This window comes from Pseudoalteromonas sp. OF7H-1 (genome assembly GCF_022347825.1).
Classification (GTDB): domain Bacteria; phylum Pseudomonadota; class Gammaproteobacteria; order Enterobacterales; family Alteromonadaceae; genus Pseudoalteromonas; species Pseudoalteromonas maricaloris.
Genome location: NZ_JAKRFX010000016.1, coordinates 45,796 through 66,509 on the forward strand (window position 1 = coordinate 45,796; position 20,714 = coordinate 66,509).

The window sequence follows — 20,714 nt, forward strand, 5'->3', positions numbered from 1 at the left end:
GGATAGTCCAGTGTTAAACAAGTATCCAATGTGGAAGTACTTACTTGTTCTCGCTGTGTTAGCTATCGGTATTCTTTATGCCACACCAAACTTGTATGGTCGCGATCCGGCCATACAAGTGTCTGGCACAAAAGGTGCTGATGCGACGCTCAGTGTATTAGATCAAGTTAACGAAACCCTACAAAAGAACAACCTTGCCGTAAAATCTTCTGTGTTAGAAGACGGTCAAATCCTTGTTCGCTTCAAAAATGTTGAAGATCAGCTTAAAGCACAAGATATTTTGCGAAATAGCTTAAGTGATGATTACATTTCAGCAATCAATATGTCTCCGGCACAACCTGAGTGGTTAAAAGACTTAGGTGCAAACCCAATGAAGCTCGGTCTAGATTTAAGTGGTGGTGTTCACTTCACAATGGAAGTGGATATGGTCACGGCGATGGACAATGCACTTGAGCAAATGGAGCAAGATTTCAAGAGCGATTTACGTGATGAGAAATTGCGTTATCGTGCTGTTCGTCGTGTTTCTAATACTGAACGTGTACAAGTAACGATGCGCTCGGAAGAAGATAAAGATGCGGCAATGAGCTTCTTGAGAAAACGTTACCCGGGTAACGACTTTATCAATGATAGCAGCGATAGCCTCGCTTTCTTCTCAAGCCTTAGCGACCTTAAATACAAAGAGCTGCGTGAATACGCTATCAAGCAAAACGAAACTATTATTCGTAATCGTATTAACCAACTGGGTGTTGCTGAACCAAATGTTCAACGTCAAGGTGGTGAGCGCATAATTGTTCAACTTCCAGGTGTTCAGGACACGGCTCGTGCGAAAGAGATCCTCGGTGCTACTGCAACGCTTGAGTTCCGTGAAGTAGACGAAAATGCCGACGTGCGTGCAGCAGCACAAGGTCGCATTCCTCCTGGCACTGAAGTGATCCCACATAAAGATGGCTATCCTGTTGTGCTTAAAAAGCGCGTTATTCTTGAAGGTACGCATATCACAGGTGCGCAATCTGGTATGGATGAATATCAGCGCCCTCAGGTGAATATCAAGCTTGATAGTAAAGGTGGGGCAAAAATGAATGCCTTTACTAAACGTGCTATCGGCAAACGTATGGCGACGGTTTTCATCGAGTACAAACCATCTGGCAAGAAAGATGAAAACGGCAAAGCGTTACCACCAATCAAAGTGGAAGAAGTGATTAACGTTGCTACGATTCAAGCGCGTTTAAATAGCTCTTTCCGTATTACTGGTATTGATAGCCCAGCAGAAGCACATAACTTAAGCTTGCTACTACGTGCAGGTGCACTGGTTGCGCCAATTCAAATCGTTGAAGAACGTACTGTAGGTCCAAGCCTTGGTCAGGAAAATATCGAAGCGGGTATGACTGCGGTTGTCCTTGGTTTTGCTTTTGTTCTTGCCTTTATGTTGCTGTACTACAAAGGTTTCGGTCTGGTAGCAAACTTGGCGCTTGCGGCTAACCTCATCATGATTGTGGGTGTAATGTCGATGATCCCAGGTGCGACGCTGACGCTGCCAGGTATTGCCGGTATCGTATTAACCGTCGGTATGGCCGTTGACGCTAACGTACTTATCTTTGAGCGTATTCGTGAAGAACTAGCGGAAGGCCGCAGTCCACAGCAAGCCGTTCACCATGGTTACGATAGTGCATTTAGTACGATCTTTGATGCCAACATCACCACTTTAATTGCTGCGGTGATCCTATTCTCTGTTGGTACAGGTCCGATTGCAGGCTTCGCGGTAACCTTAGCTATCGGTATCATTACCTCGATGTTTACAGCGATCGTTGGTACGCGTGCAGTTATTAATGCCATCATCGGTGGCAGACGTATCACTAAGCTATCAATCTAGGAGACGGGCATGCAATTATTAAACTTAAAAGGCACTATCCGTTTTATGTCGGCAAGAAAGCTTTCCATGGCTTTCTCGGCATTGTTGATCTTGGCTTCAATCGGCTCGTTTATGGTGAAAGGACTAAACTTTGGTTTGGACTTTACCGGTGGTACGGCTGTTGAAGTTGGATTTTCACAGCCAGCAGACTTAGCGAAGGTACGTAGTGTATTAGCCGAAAATGGTTTTGCCGATGCCTCTGTGCAACTTTTTGGTTCAAGCCAAGAGGTATTAGTGCGACTCGCCCCTCGTGGGGACGACGTGAAAGCTGAGGTATTAGGTAACCAGCTTATTGCAGCACTTAAGCAAGCAGACGAAAGTGTGGTGATGCGCCGCATTGAATTCGTAGGTCCAAGTGTTGGTGAAGATCTCAAAGAGCAGGGTGGCTTGGCGATGCTAACCGCGCTTATCTGTATCTTGATTTATGTTGCTTTTCGTTTTGAATGGCGCTTTGCGGTAGGTGCTGTATTTGCACTTTTCCACGATGTTGTACTGACAATGGGTCTGTTTTCTATCTTAGGTCTGGAATTTGACTTAACGATTTTGGCGGCAATATTGGCGGTAATTGGTTACTCACTTAACGATACTATCGTTGTGTCTGACCGTATTCGTGAAAACTTCCGTAAAGTACGCATTGACGACACCTTAGAGATCATCAACATTTCACTGACACAAACGCTTAATCGTACATTAGTGACCTCAATTACGACTATCCTTGTATTGATAGCGCTATTCGTATGGGGCGGTCAAACCATTCACGGTTTTGCGACGGCTCTGCTGTTCGGTGTATTTATCGGTACCTATTCTTCTGTTTATGTAGCGAGTTCAGTTGCAGTAGCAATGGGCGTTAGCAAAGAAGATTTGATCCCAGTAGAAGTTGAAAAAGAAGGTGCAGACCTAGACGCTATGCCTTAATCACAGAAGTTGTTGTGATAATCGAAAGCGGCTTTTTGGCCGCTTTTTTGTTGTTTGTAAAACGTCATTTTATTGTTTCTAAAAAATGACAGTAGTATATAATGATAATCGTTATCAATAAAGGAGATACTTATGTACAAACTTGTGATGGCGGTTGGCGCATTAACATTAATGACCGCATGTTCTAAGCAACCTGAATTAGAACAACGCACAGAGTCCGCTCCCACGGAAGCAACCTCATCTTTGGCGCAATATAAAGCACAAGCCGAGACTTTACTTGCGGATATTCGTATCGAGAAAGATGCTGCTGCACTTGAAGCACAATCCGCCGATCTAGTGACTCTCTCTAGAACTTTGCTTAATGAGTTTGTGGCCAAGTATCCTCAGTGTCAGACTTATCTAGATGCTTTGGATAAAGCCGCTGATATCATTCCTACTTTACCACTTGAAGAGATCGAAACTGGCTATCATGCAGATGGCAAATTACCCAAGTTTGATGACCCTGTTTGCTACCATGCAAAAGATTTATTAGTGCATCCAGCAACGGTTCAAGCGATTGCGATGAAAGGGTTTAGTGGCGCTGAAGACTATAAGAGCGCAGAGATGGAAATTGTGGAAGTGATTGCACACTTTGATCAGGTAGAACGAGCGCTGAAGTAAGCGGTTGAAAATCATTCAATTGCATATTGGGTACATTTCACCCGATTGACATATATCTGTCATACTCTGTTGCTACCGTGCGCGATTATACTTTTACAGTGAGTTTAATGCTGTGGATCCTTCGCGCACGTTAGTACTTAATACAATAATAAAAGAAAAAGCTGTATTTACTCTGTTTCAGCCTATCTACGATCTTGCGAAACGGCAAATCTTAGGGTTTGAAGCATTAAGTCGTGGCATGTCCGGCTCATTGTTGGAATCTCCAGACAAGCTTTTTGCGATCGCGAGTAAGCAGGAGCGTTTGTCAGAACTCGAGATTATCTGTCGTGAAGCTGCTATTAAGCAGTTCGTCTCACTCAACCTTCCTGGTAAGTTATTTTTAAACGTTAGTCCAAAAGCGTTACTTGATCCGAGCCACCCAAAGGGCGAAACCAGACATCTTACAGAAGTGTATGGGCTCGATCCCAAGCGTGTCGTCATTGAAGTGACTGAGCAAGACAAAGTAGATGACGCGAATCTGCTACTAACTACAATTACCCATTATCGAGAACTTGGGTTTCAAATTGCGATTGATGATTTGGGAGCGGGTTATTCTGGTCTCAGAAAGTGGTCGGAGTTATGCCCTGACTACGTCAAAGTCGACAGATATTTTATCGACCATTGTGACCAAAGTGTGGTGAAACGTGAGTTTTTAAAGTCTATTATCGAGCTTGCTAAAGCCACTAGCACTCAAGTAATTGCCGAGGGAATTGAGCGGATGGAGGAGCTAAAGCTGATAGAGCAGCTCGGTATTGTAAACGCTCAAGGCTTTCTGCTCGCGAAGCCAACTCGAAAGCCACCGACAGAGCTGGCGTTGTTAAAATCCCTTCATTCGGAAGTTCGTTCCAGTGTCAATCAATTTGAGCAGTCGATGGCAATCGGTTGGCTTGCCAAAGAGGCCAATGCTATCCATGAATGTACGCAATGTATCGATGCTCATAGGCTGTTTGAACAAGATCGCAAGCTAACCAGCCTTGCAGTGGTTAATGATGCTAGAGAGCCTGTTGGGCTGCTACACCGAGATCAACTGACTGAGGTCTTTGCGGCACCATATGGCCATGCACTCTTCGATAAGAAATCAGTGATTAAGTTGATGGATAAACAGCCGTTAGTGGTGGATGAGCAGCAAGAGCTTGATACGGTGAGCAAGCAAATAACCGACCATGAATTTGATATTCGACGTCATATCATTATTACTAGAGATGGTCGTTATCTTGGCTTAGCGCCCTTGAGAGACATACTCAAGCACATTACAGAAGAAAAAATTCGTCATGCTCAACATGCCAATCCATTAACCATGTTGCCGGGCAATGTCGCGATAAATGAGGCAATAGAGCAAAGGTTACGTTCACATCATGACTTTTCTCTTGCATATATCGACCTTAATCATTTTAAACAGTTTAATGATTTATATGGATATGCCAGTGGCGATAGCGTGATTAAGCTACTTGCCGAGGTGACAGTTGATGTATGTGTACAGAGCTCAAGTTTTGTTGGGCATATCGGGGGTGACGACTTTATGGTGGTGTTCGATAATAATGATGCAGAAGTGTTGTGTCATGAGATCATCACTCAGTTTGAGCTTAAATCAAAAGCCTTTTTTACTCCCGAGCATGTTAGTGCTGGCGGTTACTGGGCAACAAATCGTGAAGGGCAAAAGCAATTTGTACCTTTACTCACTTTATCGATTGGTTTAGTGAGACCAGATTTACAACACTGTATCAATTCGCACCAAGTTGCAGCTTTAGCAACGGATGCTAAGAAAGAAGCAAAGCGCTATCGTAATAGCTATTTATTTGTATGTAACCGTCGCAAGCCGACAGTATCGACTGTACGATTGGAAAATGCAGGTTGACTATATTTTTAATTACGCAATAGTAATAGCAATCCGTAAGAATACTCTTGATTGTAGTATTGTTTCCCCTAAAAGAGGGTTGTGCGATGAAGTTAAAGTTGAGTGTAATTATCTCTGCTCTGGTGTTTCAAAGCGCTTGTATAGCGGCGCAAAGCCCCGAGTTAATCTATGTCGCGAAAGAAGCGCGAACCTTGTACGATCGCGATCTTTATCTTTACGAATTACTAGAAAAGGCGCTGGCGGCTGCTAAGTACTCAGCTCAAATTGAACACATCAAAATCCACCCTCATCAACAGCGCACGCTAATGGCACTAAGCCGAGGTAAGGTTGATTTACATTGGTCGATGACCAGTCCTGCTCGTGAGCAAATTGCTATTCCTATTAAGGTCCCCTTGTATGATGGACTTATTGGTAAACGTGTGCTGATTGTTCATAAAGATATTTATCCAGCCATAAAAGCAGTTCGGTCACTTAACGAATTAAAGCGTTTTACCGCAGTTCAGGGGCACGATTGGCCTGATACCAAAATTCTAAGCTATAACGGCCTTAAGGTCAGACCGATTTCTGATTATCAAACTATGTTTAATTTGATTGCGGATAAGAAAGCGGATTATTTTCCACGCTCGGTGATTGAGGCAAATTCAGAGTTAATCGCACAAAATAACGAGAACCTCATGATCGTACCTGATTTTCATCTATCGTATTCAACCGCCTTTTACTTCTTTGTAAATAAAGACAAGCAAGCGCTGGCAAAGGCTTTGGAAGAAGGGCTTGCCAAACTTCAAGCGTCTGGCGAGTTACAAACTTTAAAACAAAAGTATGGTTTAGATAAACAGTTTACAAGCGCAACTATAAACTTGGTGAATCCGTATTTTACAGAAGATTAACGCTTTTTGCGTAAGCTTGGCAGCGCATAGTCGTATTCCTCTTTATACGTTAAGGCAGTTAAAACAAGTAGGACGCCACAATTGGAAGCGTAAATAATGTAGCCACTAACGTCAAAACTGTAGAAGAAGATAGTACTGTTTACACCTTTAGCATGTCTTAAATAGTTTTCAACAAGTCCTGCAAAACTCATAAATACCCCTAAAATTGCCAACCAAGGTAAGATGGAATCTGCGAAGGTAAATCTCACTTTTGCCTTAGGAAAAAGCTTTTTAGTTAATTCAACTCGATGCGTTAAAGGGAAGACAACTGATAAATTTATTAAAAAATGTACGCCAAAAATAATGCTATTTTGGAGTAAGCGACTGCTTTCGGTTGAAGATAAGCTAATTAATCCGGATGAAAAAACAATGACTTCGAGAGAAAAAGGAATTGCAACCAGAATAGCTAAAGTGGAAATGTTAATGTCTTTCAGCCGAATCCCCACCACCAAAATTGCAGAGATCGTCATAATGTAAATTAAAAAGAAGTGATACCTAATATCATATAGTACAAAAAGACCTACTCCGATAACAGCGTAAGGAAGAAGTAGATCTCTTATTGAAAAGTTCTTTTTCATTTTGACAATCTAAAACTTAGTCTTTCTTTTGAGACTCTTGGCTTTTTTGTTGTGGAAATTCAGGTTCAAAAATACCGCCACCAGAAACTTTTTTGCATTCTTTCAAATTTAGCTTTTGCATTATCATAGTCCTTATTGAACACACTTGAATACCAAGTGATCAAATTGTATTGGATTTATCTTTTATTGTGATTCTCACAACTTCAGGAGAGCCGTGCCAGACTACTCAACCGACACTCCCGACAGGTACAAACTTAACACCAAATAAACACAAGGTGAATGAAAAATTAAAGAAAATTTTAAAATAATAGTTTAGATATATTTACACTATTCTAATGGTCTGAAAAGTAAAGATAAAATTAATTTTTCACACCTTAAATTTAGCCATCTCAAGCTCTAGATTTCCGGATAATGATTTAATCGTATCGGTTGCTTTATGTGCTTTTTCTGAGACGCTAGCCGTTTGCGAAGCGGTATCAGAAATAATAACGACGCGTTTGGCTGTATCTTCACCTGCATCCAACTGTTCTTTGGCTGCTTGAGCTATTTGATGACTCATTTGCGATATAGATTTTAAAGAATCGGCGACTTGCACAAGCGCTTGGGATGCTTTAGACGACATACTTACTGTCTTTTCACTTGTTGCAATACTCAAGCTTACCGAAGCCTTCGCATCTTGAGTCGCACTTTGCAGTTTAGTGATCATGGTACGGATCTCTTCTGTGCTGGTTTGAGTGCGCTGAGCAAGCTGTCTGACCTCGTCCGCTACGACAGCAAAGCCTCGTCCTTGCTCTCCAGCTCGTGCTGCCTCTATCGCAGCATTGAGAGCCAGTAAATTGGTTTGCTCGGCGATAGATTGGATTACGGTAAGTACATTGGCGATATTAGATACTTCTTCATCTAGCACTTGAATGTTATTACCAGCGCTGTCAATTTGTTGCTCTAATAATGCAATTTCAGTCGCTGCTTGAGCTGTCAGTTTGTCGGCTGCATTACCTTGCTTTTCAGCCTCTTGAACTGAATCTGCAGCTTGCTCTGCATGTTCGACAACGGTTTGTGCTGATGCTGTGAGCTCAGTAATTGCTGAAGCCACCATTTGAGTTTCTGCATTTAAACTACGAGTTAGATTCTCGAGTTCTACTGATCGTACCTCGCTGTCTGATGTTTGGTTTTGTAGCGCCTTGGTTGCTTCTTTTAGTCCCTCAACTACCCCTTTTAATCCGCCTTGCATATAGGCCATAGCTGCGAGAATGCTATAATCTTGACAGTCAGCAGTATTGATTGGCGTAGTCAGGTTTCCTCTTGAAACATGTTTTACGATTTCGAGCACATCATTGATTTCCGCCCCAAGTTTATTGTTGAGTGACAGTCCAAACCGCGCAAGTGCGGTGGTTAATGCAACGGCAACCACTAAAGAAAGTGCAACTAACCAGATTGCGGTGTCCCAATAGCGCTCGTTCACTTCTTTATAACTAATACCAGTGCCGACATACCAGCCAAACCCTGGGGTTTTTTGAACCACTGAGGTCAGGTCGACAACTTCTCCATTTCGTAATGAGGTCCAATTGTAGGTAATGATCCGATCAAATTGGTTACCGACTAAACGCTTTACCATGCTGCCTATGCTTTTGCCGTCAGCATCTTCAAAGTCATTAAAGCTGGTGTTATGTAGTTGGGGGTCATGAGGTGTTGCTACGAAGTCCATTTTATCATTAACAACATACACATACTCAGAGTCATGATATTTATTTTCTCTTAAAACTTGAATTGCCATCTCTTTTGCTTGTTGCTCAGTCAGTTTTCCTTGCTCTGCAAAGCGCTCAAACTGTTTAACAATATTAACGGTGCTTTTCATTAATTGGTTGATACGCGCAATATTATCGCTTTCACTGGCGTGGCGCAGAGCTTGAAGACCTACAAAGGCAACGGCAAGTAATGAAACAAATATTGCGGCGGCAAAGGTAATTATTTTTGCTTTTAATGTGAAACTAGAAAACACAGGATCGCCCCCTAAAAATACTCTCATTACATGATTTAGCATGTTTAGGGGGAGTTTGTAAGTAGGTTAATGCCCTATGCAGGTTATTTTGAGATGATATTTACTCATACTACCTAAGGGCGAAGACTAATTTGCATTAATTATGCTTATTTCTTCATCAGTTAACGGGCGATATTCTCCCTCAGCAAGGGTTGGATCAAGTTCGATCCCTGCAATGTTTTCTCTATGGAGTTCAACTACTTGGTTGCCAACTGCGGCAAGCATGCGCTTTACTTGGTGATATTTTCCTTCGCAAATAGATAAGCGTAGTGCGAATTTATCAATAAGCTCCGCTTTTGCTGGCAGGGTTGCTTGCCTTTCACCATGTAACTCAACGCCTTGCTCAAGCTGTGTTAGCGCTTCTTCAGTGAGTTCATCGCGACTTTCTAGTACATAAGTTTTAAACTTTTGTTTCTTTGGCGAGGTGATTTGATGAGACCAATCACCATCGTTAGTGAGCAGAACCAAACCCGTCGTATCGATGTCCAGTCTACCTGCAACATGAAAATCTTTTAAGTTAGGTTCTTCGATTAAATCGAATACTGTAGGGTGCAATTCATCACTATTTGCACATACATAACCTTGCGGTTTGTTTAGCATATAGTAGCGTAAACCCAAATACTCTAGGCGATTGCCATCGAAAGTAATGTGGTCTGCTGGGGTGACTTGGATATCGCCTTTTTTGACGACATTGCCATTGACGGTAACTAGACCTTTTTTAATATTAATTTTGACCTTGCTGCGCGGCATCTCTGCAACGTGGCTCAAAAATTTCTCCAATCTACATGGAAATTTCATATCTAAATAACTCGAATAATAAATTAGTTTTTGCGGTAAATATCGGATAATAAATCATAGCAATGGACACTGAGAGCAAAATGCTCCCCGACCTTTGCGAGCAAAAGCTTTAGAGCACCTTCCGTGAGCATTTGTTTTTGCTCTAATGTTCTACCAGCCATCATATGGATCTGCAGGTGAATAAATCCTTGTTTGCCATCACCTAACTGAAAATGCTCAAAAGCAACTGCACGGGTTTTGACGGAAGTTGGATCAAACAAGCCACTTGCACAGGCAAATTGCTGCACCTGTGATACTAATGCCTCGGTTTCAATTGGCAAATTAGCTGAGTGTTCGAGAATAAAGTGTGGCATGTGAAACTCCATGTTTTTGCATTAGGCTCAGAGTTTATGCTATTTATCAGGGGTTATTCCAGAAAAGAGTGAATTATTAGCATGCTGTCCTTATTTAAAGTCTCACCTTTGCTTAGCGATGAAGAAACTCAATGGTTAATTGATACCTTTGTCTGGGCATTTGAGCATTTTGATGGCGAGTACTTTTTAAATGAAACGCAGATCATTACTCCGACTCCCAGTTGTTTTCCTGAGCCGGTATCCAGTATTGAAGAGATGGCGGCAGTGGTTTTCTCCCGAGTAAAGTCCTATGCGGGATTACAACAGTGGCCAATCACTTTGGTTGCGCCTGAACGCATGCTCGCGTCGATCAGCATGACTAAGTTAAACATTGCAGGGCGTTGGCGCGGTGAGCAAGCGGTCATCGCTGAACCGGCTGCGCCTATTTTGATTTCTTATAATCCCAATCAAATAAATCAACCTCAAGATCTGATCGCCAGTTATGCAGGTGTCATGGCAAAAGTTTTAATTTTACAGCGTGGCGTGTTACCTCCAGGTGGGGAAGCGCAATTAGACGCGGCTTGTGATGTGCTGGCGAGCTTTTTTGGCTTTGGGGTCATGGTGTCTAATACTGTATATCACTTTAGGGGAGGATGTGGTTCTTGCTACAACCAATATGCCAACCGAAAAGCTGCACTGACGGAGCAGCAGAGTGTTTTTGTGCATGCCCTAGTATGCCATTTTAAAGGGGTGAAAGATGGTCATAAGCATCTTAAGTCACACCTTGTGAGTCAGTATAAAAAGGCGAAAAAGCAAATTAATACCTTAATGGATAACTCAGAGCGAGGTGATTTACTGGCCTTACAGGAGCATGCACATGCTCGTTTATCTTGATGAGTTTATCTTAATTGCGCTGGCACATTTTTTTGCTGTTGCAAGTCCCGGTCCTGATTTTGCGATAGTGCTTAAACAAAGTGTACAGCAGGGTAGAGCAAACGCCCTTTGGACAAGTTTTGGGGTTGGCCTTGGTATTTTAGTACATGTCAGTTATTGCTTATTGGGGGTTGCGTTACTGCTATCTCAATCTGAAACCTTGTTCACAGCAGTAAAATACATAGCCGCGCTTTACCTCGCTTACCTTGGTGTTCAAGCGTTGCGGTATGCAAAACCCAATTCAGAGCAAGAAAATATCACTGAACACGCTGTTACTGAGTCAAATTGGACTGCGTTAAAACGAGGTTTTTTAGTCAACGCCTTAAATCCTAAAGCAACGTTGTTTTTCTTATCGCTTTTTACCTTAGTGATTGAGCCAACCACACCAAGCAGTGTGCAGTTGTTTTACGGTGTTTATATGGCGTTGGCTACCTGGGCTTGGTTTTCATTTTTATCTTTAGTTTTATCAAAAACAACGGTAAGGCAATTTTTTCGTCGTGCAGGACATTGGTTTGATCGCGGGATCGGTGTGATCATGTTACTGCTTGCAGTAAGATTGGTGATCTAATGTGTGACAAAAACATTATTAACTTTAGTTTTGGTTCAAATATGTCGACCGCACGTCTGCTTGCTCGCTTACCACAAGCGAAGCTACTTGGAGTGGGGAAATTGCATGGCTATCGGCTGACTTTTGATATGTTGAGCACCGATGGTTCAGCCAAGTGCAGTATTACGCCGAGCACTAAAGCAAATAGCCATGTTTATGGCGTTTTGTATGCGTTGGATGAGCAAGAAAAGGCGCGTTTGGACGACATTGAAGGGGAGCGCTACAGCTGTCATTGTTTGCCTGTTGAAAGGCAAGATGGCGGTATGGTGGACGCTTGGTGCTATATTGCTAACACCTTTGTGGAACATCAATTACCTTTCGATTGGTACGTACATCATGTGTTGGCCGGGGCAAAGGAGCATCAGTTTCCGACTAGCTATTTACAGGCAATTTCGGCGCAATCACACGTTACAGATAATAATAGTGACAGACAACAACAAGAATTAGCCATCTATCAATGTGATATTACGAAGTTAAATCTCAAAGCTTGACTGGTAACATCATGATTAGTTGTGGCAAAAAACCAAGGAAAAATAATGAAAATAAAACAATGGCTATTAACCTCAGGCCTAGTTGCTGCAAGTTTTCTTAGTGCGCAGGCAAGCGCGGCAGTAAACCAACAGGATGTTGAAGCTGCGGTAAAAAGTGCAATGGCAAAGTTTAATATTCCAGGTTTGGCAATTGGTATCGTAGAAGATGGTAAGGTTGTGATGACCAAGGGCTTCGGAGTGACGCATTTAAATAAGCCAGCCAAGGTCAATGCGGATACCTTGTTTGGTATTGCATCTAACACCAAAGCATTTACGGCAGCAGCACTGGCGATGTTGATAGATCAAGGCAAACTGAGTTGGGATGACAAAGTCACCAAACACATTCCAGAATTTAAGCTTTACGATAGTTATGTAACTCAAGAGATGACGATCCGCGATTTATTAAGTCATCGAAGTGGGTTGGGTCTTGGGGCGGGTGACCTTATGATCTGGCCTGATACTGATAAAACCATGACTGAATTGCTGGCAGGTATTTCACATCTCAAACCGGATTCAAGTTTCCGCAGCCATTACGCTTATAACAATTTGATGTTTGTTGTTGCAGGAGAAGTCGTAAGCCGAGTCAGTGGCAAAGATTGGCGCGATTTTGTTGAGCAGGAAATGTTTACCAAGCTAGATATGGATGACTCAAAGGCTGGATTCTCTCGGATCCCGGCTAACAATAGTAATTGGGCGACTGGCCATATTCCGATGGATGGCAAACTTACGCCGTTCTTTGTTAATTACCTAGAAGATTTCCGTGGTGCTGGCGCCATTGCGTCTAATGTGGATGACATGACCAAGTGGTTACAAACTCAGCTTGAAGGTGGTCGCTTACCTTCTGGTGAGCAGCTATTTAACCAAGAGCAACAAGTACAAATGTGGCACCCACATATTACGCGTATTCCCGCAGCAAAAGCCGCAGAAGTATACCACCAGCAGTTTAGAGGGTACGGCCTTGGCTGGGCGGTAGAAGACTACTTTGGTTATAAAAAGGTAGGTCACGGCGGTGGGATTTTAGGTATGGTGTCGCAAGTGGCGATGATCCCAGAGAAAAAATTGGGTGTGGTGGTCTTATCAAACCAACAAAAATACCCCGCACTTTCCGCGATTATCAATGAAGTGTTTGAAGATGCGCTTGGCCTAGAAGATAAAGACTGGGTGCAGATCATCGCCGATGATTACTTTAAGGCGCAACAAGAAAAATATGCCAAAGCTGGGATAATCGAAGTTGCAAAACCACAGCCTGCTTTACCATTAAACAACTACACGGGAACACTAAATAGCGCTTGGTATGGCGATGTGGTAGTGGAAAAGCTCGGTAAGGAACTGCGCATTGATTTTACGCATACGAAGCGCTTAAAAGGGAAACTTGAGCACCTAACCGGTAACACCTTTGTAGTACGTTGGGATGAGCCATTACTTGAAGCAGATGCTTACATCAATTTTGTGATGGATAAATCTCAACGGGTTGAGTCTGCTGCAATGGAATTTGTTAATCCGGAAATAACCGACTTTAGTTTCGATTTTCATAACTTGGATTTAAAGGCGAAAGAAATCCAGCATTAAGATATACCAAAGTATCAAAGCCACAATTATGTGGCTTTGATATAGTGAAAGGATAGCTATTTAAATCAACCACGTCGCAAACTAACATAGGATGTATATTCGTTATGCGTACTGCAATTATTACTCATCCATATTGCCGCAAGCATAAAATGACCGAGGAACATCCTGAGTGTCCTGCGAGGTTAGATGCGATATCAGACCGGTTGCTAGCGTCTGGACTTGATATCGCCATTGAACACAAAACGGCGCTGAAAGCCGATACCTCACACTATGCATTGGTTCATGATCAAGCCATGATCAAAGAAGTAATGGAGAAAATCCCTAATGAAGGGTTAACCGAGTTAGACGGCGACACTTGGCTTTGTCCTGATTCTATGAAAGCGATTGAACGCGCTGTCGGCGCAGGAATACTCGCGGTGGACGAAGTCGTTGCTGGTAAACTTGATGCTGCATTTTGTTCTGTTAGACCTCCTGGGCACCACGCCAATCAAAGTACTTCATCGGGGTTTTGTGTCTTTAATAATGTTGCCATTGCTGCCGCTTATGCCAAGACGAAGGGCGTAGAGCGGGTTGCTATATTGGACATCGATGTACATCATGGTAATGGCACACAAGATATTTTCAAAGACGATCATAGCGTGTTACTTTGCTCTTTGTTTCAACACCCTTTTTATCCAAATACTGCAATTGAGAATCATCAAACACTTATCAATTCTCCTTTGAGTGCGGGAGCGGATGGTACAGACTTAAAAGCCTTGGTGGAGCAGCAATGGTTGCCTAAGCTGCAATCATTTAAACCTCAGCTCATTTTTATCAGCGCAGGGTTTGATGGTCATTTAGAAGATGATATGGGCGGGCTCAAGTTTGTTGAACAAGATTACCAGTGGTTTACTGAGCAAGTGGTTGAGTTTGCAAACTCATCGGACTGTTTGGGGATTATTTCCTACTTAGAAGGGGGCTATGATCTTTCTTCTTTAGGCCGCAGCGCCGTGACACATATCAAAGCGCTGGTTGAAGCCGGTTAGCTTAGACTTAATAAATCAAAAGCCTGCTGAGTAGTGCTCAGTTGGATTTTGCTCACGCAACACTGGCCTTCGTCAACGAGATATTGTTGCACTAATTCGGTTAAATATTTCAAATCAATACACTGCACGGGCGCACCGTGTACGTTGCTGCAGCAATCGTTTGGGTATACTAGAATTAACCGTTTGAGTGACGCAACATCGAGCAGATGCGTTGCATCTCTAAGTGCTTTTTCATCTTCGATAAACTCTATACTTTGCTCTAATACCAGCAATAAAGGATAGGTTTTTATCGCCATAATTTGTTCTTGGTCAAGTTATCAAAAGTGTCGCCCAGTATACTTCAAATTGGAATAATATTGCGAGAGTGTGCTTATGGTTGGTGATTCACGTCAGTTACAGATCAAAGAAGTATTTACCAATAGCTTGTTATGTTGCGATGAGCAAACCAGTCTATATGATGCGGTTGCGCAAATGCGAGCGAGCAGAGTGAGCTCGATCTTTATTACCCGTGCCGATGACATTATTGGTATCTGGACTGAGTCGGATTGCGTTAAGCTCAACTTTAACGATCCTGACTTTGCCCAGGTGCCGATCCGAGAAGTGATGACTACACCGGTGCAAAAAATTCAAATTGATAAAACCTTGAGTGAGGCGACGGTCAAGTTCCACCAACTAGGGATCCGTCACTTACTCGTGGTGGACTCGGATAATCTGCCTTGTGGTGTGGTCTCTTTATCCGATATTGTGCGCAGCCAAGGGCTCGACCATTATTTGCATTTTAGACCAATTGAGCAGCACTTTGACTCGAGCATTGTGATTTTAGACAGTGAAGACTGCGTCTCTGATGTTATCAATAATATGCGTGAGCTTAAGCTTACCGCTGTGCTGGTGTATAACCGTGAATTAAATGAGTATGGCATTATTACTCAGCGTGATATTGCGTATATTATTCTCAACCCAGATTGGCGTCAGCCTTGCTGGCAATTAGCCAGTTATCCGATGCTCTCCATGACGCCAAAAGACAGCCTATTCGATGCTTATCGGCTGATGACGGTAAACTCCATTCGTCATTTGGTGGTGACGTCCCCAGATTCGCAACAAGTGATAGGGCTATTAGCGCTCAAAAATGTCCTGACTGAAATTGAAACTGCGTATTGTAGCGAGCTGGAAAAAGTCCTAGTACAACGTGATATTGCACTGCAAAAATCGGAGAAGAACCTTTATCTAGCTAACCGCATCATTGATGCTTCTCTCGATGGCATTATGATCACCAAAAGTTCAGGTGAAATAATCCAGATCAACCCAGCGTTTAGTGCGCTTACCGGCTACAAAGATTACGAAGTACTAGGGAAAAACCCAAGCATATTGAGCTCTGGGCTACATGATGAATGCTATTATCAGAGCATGTGGCAAACGCTCAGAGAAACAGGTGTGTGGCAGGGCGAGATCTGCAATCGTAAAAAGAGCGGTGAGATATATGTTGAATGGCTTACGATTATTGAGATCAGAGAGCCGTACAGTGACGACATGCTTTACGCAGCCATTTTTAGCGACATTACGGAGCGTAAAAATGCTGAAGAAAAAATTGCTCGCTTAGCCTATTTTGATGAATTGACTGGGTTGCCTAATCGCCGCTTATTTTACGACAGACTCTCTATGGCATTGGCATCAGCGCACCGCTACAAGCAAAAACTCAGTGTGATGTTTATAGATTTAGACCGCTTTAAGGAAGTGAATGACTCTCTTGGCCACAGCGCCGGAGATGAGTTATTGGTACAGGTTAGCGAGCGGATAAAGTCTATTCTAAACGAAGGTGACACCTTAGCGCGACTTGGTGGCGATGAATTTGTTGTACTACTGAGCGAAGTGAATGGCATGTCGGAGGTCATTGAGTTTGCTGACCAAATGTTGATGGCACTATCGAGCCCCTTTCAACTTGGTGATATGCAGGTGGCTGCAACAGCTTCGATGGGGGCTGCTATTTATCCCGAAGATGGTCATGACACGGAAACATTGCTTAAACACGCCGATGTTGCTATGTATCGCTCCAAAGAAGTAGGGCGCAACTCCTTTCAGTTATTCGAAGCTTCGATGAATGCACGCTCATTTGAGCGTTTATCCATGCTAAGCCGTTTTCAGAATGCCTTAGAAAATGATGAGTTTGAACTGCATTTTCAACCCTTGCAGTGCTTAACCAGCAGTCGTATTTCCAGTGTTGAGTGTTTGCTGCGCTGGCGCGACCCAAACCTTGGGATGATCTCACCGGCTCAATTTATTCCACTTGCTGAGGAACTTGGGCTTATTATTCGCTTAGATCAGTGGGTAATAGATAAAGCCTGCCAGCACTTGGCTAAATGGCAACGCGCAGGTGTTGAGATTAGGCGCTTGGCGATTAATATCTCGGCGTCACATGTCACTCAAGGCGATCTTTATCAATGTGTTGCGCAGGCATTAAAGAAGCACAACGTCGACGGCAAGTATCTTGAGCTTGAGCTTACCGAAAATAGCTTTATCGGTAATCTGCTTGAGGCTAAGTATACCTTGAAAAAGCTCAAGGAGCTGGGTGTGAAACTGGCGATTGATGACTTTGGTACTGGGTATTCTGCGCTCAGTTACTTGGCTAAACTGCCCATCGACATCCTAAAAATAGATGCTAGTTTTATTGCTAAGGTGCCCGATGAATATGGCAACAGCGAAATTGTTTCGGCAATTGTGGCGATGGCTAAGGCGCTCAACCTACAAGTTGTAGCTGAGGGCGTAGAAAAGCCTGTACAGAAACGTTACCTGCGCAAGCTTGGTTGTCATACAATCCAAGGTTACGTCTTCTGTAAGCCACTTACAGAAGACGATTGGCATGCATTTTATTCGTCAGAGAAGGTAATTTCGTAAGAAGTAAACTTACGAATATTGATCACGCCATTATCAAAAATAAGATATTGGCCTTTGATCCCTTCAAGCACGCCTGATACTACAGGGTCTTTATCAAAGTTAAACGAGCTGATTTTACTCGGGTGCTGCTCTACAGGGAAAGTGAGATCAACCACTTCTTCGTCCAGCACTTCAATGGCGGTTGCACCAAAGAGTTCAGCAAGTTCATCGAGCTTTGCTTGGATCTCGGGAATAAGCTTAGCGGCTTCTGCTTTGAGGTCTATTTCAGGATTGATGCCTTTGAGCATATTGCGCCAGTTAGTCTTATCGGCAATAAACTGAGCCAGTGCCACTTCCACTAATCCTGACTGGTGACGGGTCTGCACCTTAAAAATCGGCAGAGCTTGCGTTGCGCCTTGATCTACCCAACGCGTTGGGATCTGCGTATGACGAGTGATCCCAACTTTAAGACCTGAGGTATTGGCCAAGTACACATAGTGCGGGATCATACAGTTCTCTTCGCCCCATTGGGGTTCACGACAGGTGCCTTGATCATAGTGGCAGGTCTCTGGCTTCATAATGCACATGTCGCAGCTCGCGAGCTTTTTCATACACACGAAACAGTGGCCTTGCGAATAGCTCTTTTTGGTTTTTTTACCACAGCTACTGCAAAATATATTGCCGGTGAAGGTAAGGGTAACTGGTTTACCAAAGTAATCGTTGAGCGATACTAAGTTATCACCCACGGGTAATTGATATTGAATAGGTTCAACAAGCGCTGACTTTAACTTGCTGAGTGTACCTTGTACTTGCATCTTTGCCCCTAAAAATGCTCATAAAAGGGTAGGATACCATTACAAACCTAGAAACGCAGTGTGTAAAAATGAAAAAGGCCGGCGCCGGGCTGGCCTTGCAAAGCTTAATGTGAATTAGCTTTCGCGTGCGATTGCACGATATGCGATATCTGTGCGGTACTCTACACCATCCCAGTGAATGTCTTTCACTAGAGAGTAGGCGCGTTTTTGCGCTTCGGTTACCGTGTGGCCAAGGGCCGTTGCACATAATACTCGACCACCAGCGGTGACTACATGCTCGCCATCTTGTTTAGTACCAGCATGGAACACTTTTTCACCTTCAGGATAGTTCACCTGAAGACCTGAGATAGCGTCACCCTTAGGATAGTTGCCTGGGTAGCCACTAGCTGCAAGTACAACACCAACGGCAGCTCGTGGATCGAATTCAATCGATGTTTGATCAAGCTCTTCACGGTTTGCCGCTTCAATCAGCTCAACTAAATCAGACTGAAGGCGTAACATGATAGGTTGTGTTTCTGGGTCACCAAAGCGGCAGTTATACTCGATAACTTTTGGTGTGCCGTCCGCAGTGATCATCAAACCAGCGTATAGGAAACCTGTATAAGGGTGACCTTCTTTCGCCATACCTTCAACCGTTGGATTGATCACTTCGGCCATGATGCGGTCATGAATATCTGGCGTGACTACAGGAGCTGGAGAGTATGCACCCATACCACCTGTATTTGGGCCTTTATCACCATCGTATGCACGTTTGTGATCTTGGCTGGTGGCAAAAGGAAGTACATTTTTGCCGTCAACCATGACGATAAAAGAGGCTTCTTCACCTTCTAAAAATTCTTCAATAACCACGCGGCTGCCCGCTTCGCCAAAAGCATTCCCCGCAAGCATATCGCGGATAGCTTCTTCCGCTTCCGCTTCGGTCATTGCCACGATAACCCCTTTACCAGCAGCAAGACCATCAGCCTTAACGACGATAGGTGCTCCTTGTGCTTTCAAGTAGGCAAGCGCAGGCTCAATCTCTTCAAACGTTTGATAAGCCGCTGTTGGAATATCGTGACGTGCTAAAAAGTCTTTAGTAAACGACTTTGAACCTTCCAACTGCGCAGCCGCTTGAGTAGGTCCAAAAATAGCTAAGCCTTCTTCACGGAAACGGTCAACTACACCGATAACCAGTGGCGCTTCAGGGCCAACAATGGTTAATTGCACATTGTTTTCTTTAGCAAAGACGACCAAGGCATCGATATCTTCAACGCCGATAGCTACGTTTTCAAGTTTAGGCTCAAGCGCAGTACCTGCGTTACCAGGTGCTACAAAAACCGTTTTTACAGATGGGTTTTGTGCGGCTTTGAACGCAAGCGCATGCTCACGTCCACCGCTGCCAATGACTAGTACATTCATGGCGAAATTTTCCTATTAAAGCTTTTTGAATTTTAAGGTCATGCGGTCGCTTTCCCCAATCGCTTTATATTGCGCTGCTTTTTCATCACCTAGCGCTAAGCGAGGTGGCAGAGTCCAGACGCCTTTTGGATGATTGGCGCTGTCTAGCGGGTTGGCGTTAATGTCGCTGCTTGCAACTAATTCAAACCCAGCTTGCTTGGCGATATCAACAACATAACTTTGCTTCATATAACCTGACGACTTTTGATCCTCAAGTTGGCGGTGCTCAGGCAGACGGTGTTCAACCACACCTAAAATGCCACCAGGTTTCAGTGCCTTATTAAACGCGTTGAACGCGCTAAGTACACCTTCATCCCCTTTACCCATGTACCAGTTATGTACGTTACGGAAGGTAAGTACCACGTCAGCACTGCCTTGTGGCGCAATATTACTGTGCGTCACTGGTGCAAATTCCGTGATCTTTACTTCACTATAGTCTGGGTTGGTTGCTACTTTTTCTTTGTAGCCTTTTAATGAGCGTTGATAGTAGCCAACATCTGAATCAGCAGGGAAGTGCGCTGCATAATAGGTGCCTTGACCCTTAACCAGCGGCGCTAAAATCTCGCTATACCAACCACCACCAGGTGCAATTTCTACCACGGTCATTGATGGCTCAATGCCAAAAAAAGCAAGCGTTTCACTTGGGTGGCGATATTGGTCTCGGGCTCTATTTTTTTCGGCTCGATTGTCGCTAGCAACGGCTTTTGCAATCGCGCTTGGTACTGCTTGGCTGGAGTTGGACTCTGTCGCGTTACAGCCTACTAAAGTAGTAAATACTGCAGCAGCGATAAGAGATTTCATACCTAGATTCATCGTTAGCTTCCTTCATTCTGTTATGATTATGCTGTAGCCAGAATACTGGAAATTAGCTGAAACAAAA

19 protein-coding genes are annotated in these 20,714 nt (G+C 43.6%); 11 read left to right on the top strand and 8 right to left on the bottom strand.

Annotated elements, in window-relative coordinates; translation table 11 throughout:
* Positions 1–10: 10 nt before the first annotated feature.
* The 5 genes from secD to MHN30_RS17915 all read left to right on the top strand — a co-directional run bounded on the left by secD (position 11) and on the right by MHN30_RS17915 (position 6,265).
* Positions 11–1,870: a protein translocase subunit SecD gene (gene secD / locus MHN30_RS17895; protein ID WP_239360619.1), complete on the top strand. Its 1,860-nt coding sequence runs from the start codon at positions 11–13 to the stop codon at positions 1,868–1,870.
* A gap of 9 nt (positions 1,871–1,879) precedes the next feature.
* A complete protein-coding gene (gene secF, locus MHN30_RS17900) occupies positions 1,880–2,824 on the top strand; it encodes a protein translocase subunit SecF (RefSeq protein ID WP_095728065.1) in 945 nt (314 codons plus the stop codon).
* Positions 2,825–2,956: 132 nt separating this feature from the next.
* Positions 2,957–3,484: a hypothetical protein gene (locus tag MHN30_RS17905; protein WP_010374160.1), complete on the top strand. Its 528-nt coding sequence runs from the start codon at positions 2,957–2,959 to the stop codon at positions 3,482–3,484.
* 112 nt (positions 3,485–3,596) lie between these two features.
* The gene (locus MHN30_RS17910; RefSeq protein ID WP_010607171.1) at positions 3,597–5,378 is read left to right on the top strand and encodes a bifunctional diguanylate cyclase/phosphodiesterase; all 1,782 of its coding nucleotides are present in this window, start codon (positions 3,597–3,599) and stop codon (positions 5,376–5,378) included.
* An 86-nt stretch (positions 5,379–5,464) separates the two neighbouring features.
* On the top strand, positions 5,465–6,265 hold the full coding sequence (locus MHN30_RS17915) for a transporter substrate-binding domain-containing protein (protein WP_239360621.1): 801 nt from the start codon (positions 5,465–5,467) through the stop codon (positions 6,263–6,265).
* On the opposite strand, the gene MHN30_RS17920 is transcribed toward MHN30_RS17915, so the two are convergent.
* The 4 genes from MHN30_RS17920 to MHN30_RS17935 form a co-directional block, all read right to left on the bottom strand.
* Positions 6,262–6,882: a hypothetical protein gene (locus tag MHN30_RS17920; RefSeq protein WP_223193778.1), complete on the bottom strand. Its 621-nt coding sequence runs from the start codon at positions 6,880–6,882 to the stop codon at positions 6,262–6,264. The two genes, MHN30_RS17915 and MHN30_RS17920, sit on opposite strands and share 4 nt — an antisense overlap.
* 367 nt (positions 6,883–7,249) lie before the next feature.
* Positions 7,250–8,908: a methyl-accepting chemotaxis protein gene (locus MHN30_RS17925; RefSeq protein ID WP_239360623.1), complete on the bottom strand. Its 1,659-nt coding sequence runs from the start codon at positions 8,906–8,908 to the stop codon at positions 7,250–7,252.
* Positions 8,909–9,007: 99 nt separating this feature from the next.
* Positions 9,008–9,718 carry a 16S rRNA pseudouridine(516) synthase RsuA gene (gene rsuA / locus MHN30_RS17930; protein WP_039492725.1) on the bottom strand — a complete coding sequence of 237 codons (711 nt, stop codon included), beginning with the start codon at positions 9,716–9,718 and terminating at the stop codon, positions 9,008–9,010.
* 23 nt (positions 9,719–9,741) lie between these two features.
* A complete protein-coding gene (locus MHN30_RS17935) occupies positions 9,742–10,071 on the bottom strand; it encodes a 5-carboxymethyl-2-hydroxymuconate Delta-isomerase (RefSeq protein ID WP_017218460.1) in 330 nt (109 codons plus the stop codon).
* A gap of 81 nt (positions 10,072–10,152) precedes the next feature.
* Here MHN30_RS17935 and MHN30_RS17940 point away from each other — a divergent pair, with 81 nt between their 5' ends.
* The 5 genes from MHN30_RS17940 to MHN30_RS17960 all read left to right on the top strand — a co-directional run bounded on the left by MHN30_RS17940 (position 10,153) and on the right by MHN30_RS17960 (position 14,714).
* Positions 10,153–10,944 (top strand): hypothetical protein, encoded by a 792-nt coding sequence (locus MHN30_RS17940; protein ID WP_239360624.1) that lies wholly within the window; start codon positions 10,153–10,155, stop codon positions 10,942–10,944.
* Complete coding sequence (locus MHN30_RS17945) at positions 10,928–11,551, top strand: LysE family transporter (protein WP_239360625.1); 624 nt, start codon at positions 10,928–10,930, stop codon at positions 11,549–11,551. The genes MHN30_RS17940 and MHN30_RS17945 overlap by 17 nt, the downstream gene beginning before the upstream one ends.
* Complete coding sequence (locus MHN30_RS17950) at positions 11,551–12,081, top strand: gamma-glutamylcyclotransferase family protein (protein WP_039492719.1); 531 nt, start codon at positions 11,551–11,553, stop codon at positions 12,079–12,081. Before MHN30_RS17945 ends, MHN30_RS17950 begins: the two co-directional genes overlap by 1 nt.
* 45 nt (positions 12,082–12,126) lie before the next feature.
* A complete protein-coding gene (locus MHN30_RS17955; RefSeq protein WP_239360626.1) occupies positions 12,127–13,689 on the top strand; it encodes a serine hydrolase in 1,563 nt (520 codons plus the stop codon).
* 104 nt (positions 13,690–13,793) lie between these two features.
* Positions 13,794–14,714 carry a histone deacetylase family protein gene (locus MHN30_RS17960; protein WP_069021826.1) on the top strand — a complete coding sequence of 307 codons (921 nt, stop codon included), beginning with the start codon at positions 13,794–13,796 and terminating at the stop codon, positions 14,712–14,714.
* On the opposite strand, the gene MHN30_RS17965 is transcribed toward MHN30_RS17960, so the two are convergent.
* Positions 14,711–15,010, bottom strand: a complete 300-nt coding sequence (locus MHN30_RS17965; RefSeq protein WP_239360627.1) for a DUF4144 domain-containing protein — start codon at positions 15,008–15,010, stop codon at positions 14,711–14,713. The genes MHN30_RS17960 and MHN30_RS17965 overlap by 4 nt on opposite strands.
* A gap of 76 nt (positions 15,011–15,086) precedes the next feature.
* Here MHN30_RS17965 and MHN30_RS17970 point away from each other — a divergent pair, with 76 nt between their 5' ends.
* The gene (locus MHN30_RS17970) at positions 15,087–17,603 is read left to right on the top strand and encodes an EAL domain-containing protein (RefSeq protein WP_039492712.1); all 2,517 of its coding nucleotides are present in this window, start codon (positions 15,087–15,089) and stop codon (positions 17,601–17,603) included.
* Here the strand turns inward: MHN30_RS17970 and MHN30_RS17975 are convergent.
* The 3 genes from MHN30_RS17975 to MHN30_RS17985 form a co-directional block, all read right to left on the bottom strand.
* The gene (locus tag MHN30_RS17975; protein WP_130164982.1) at positions 17,576–18,397 is read right to left on the bottom strand and encodes a DUF2797 domain-containing protein; all 822 of its coding nucleotides are present in this window, start codon (positions 18,395–18,397) and stop codon (positions 17,576–17,578) included. The two genes, MHN30_RS17970 and MHN30_RS17975, sit on opposite strands and share 28 nt — an antisense overlap.
* Before the next feature lie 114 nt (positions 18,398–18,511).
* Positions 18,512–19,795, bottom strand: a complete 1,284-nt coding sequence (gene purD / locus MHN30_RS17980; protein ID WP_045990370.1) for a phosphoribosylamine--glycine ligase — start codon at positions 19,793–19,795, stop codon at positions 18,512–18,514.
* Between the two features lie 15 nt (positions 19,796–19,810).
* Complete coding sequence (locus tag MHN30_RS17985; RefSeq protein WP_039492706.1) at positions 19,811–20,647, bottom strand: class I SAM-dependent methyltransferase; 837 nt, start codon at positions 20,645–20,647, stop codon at positions 19,811–19,813.
* Positions 20,648–20,714: the final 67 nt, after the last annotated feature.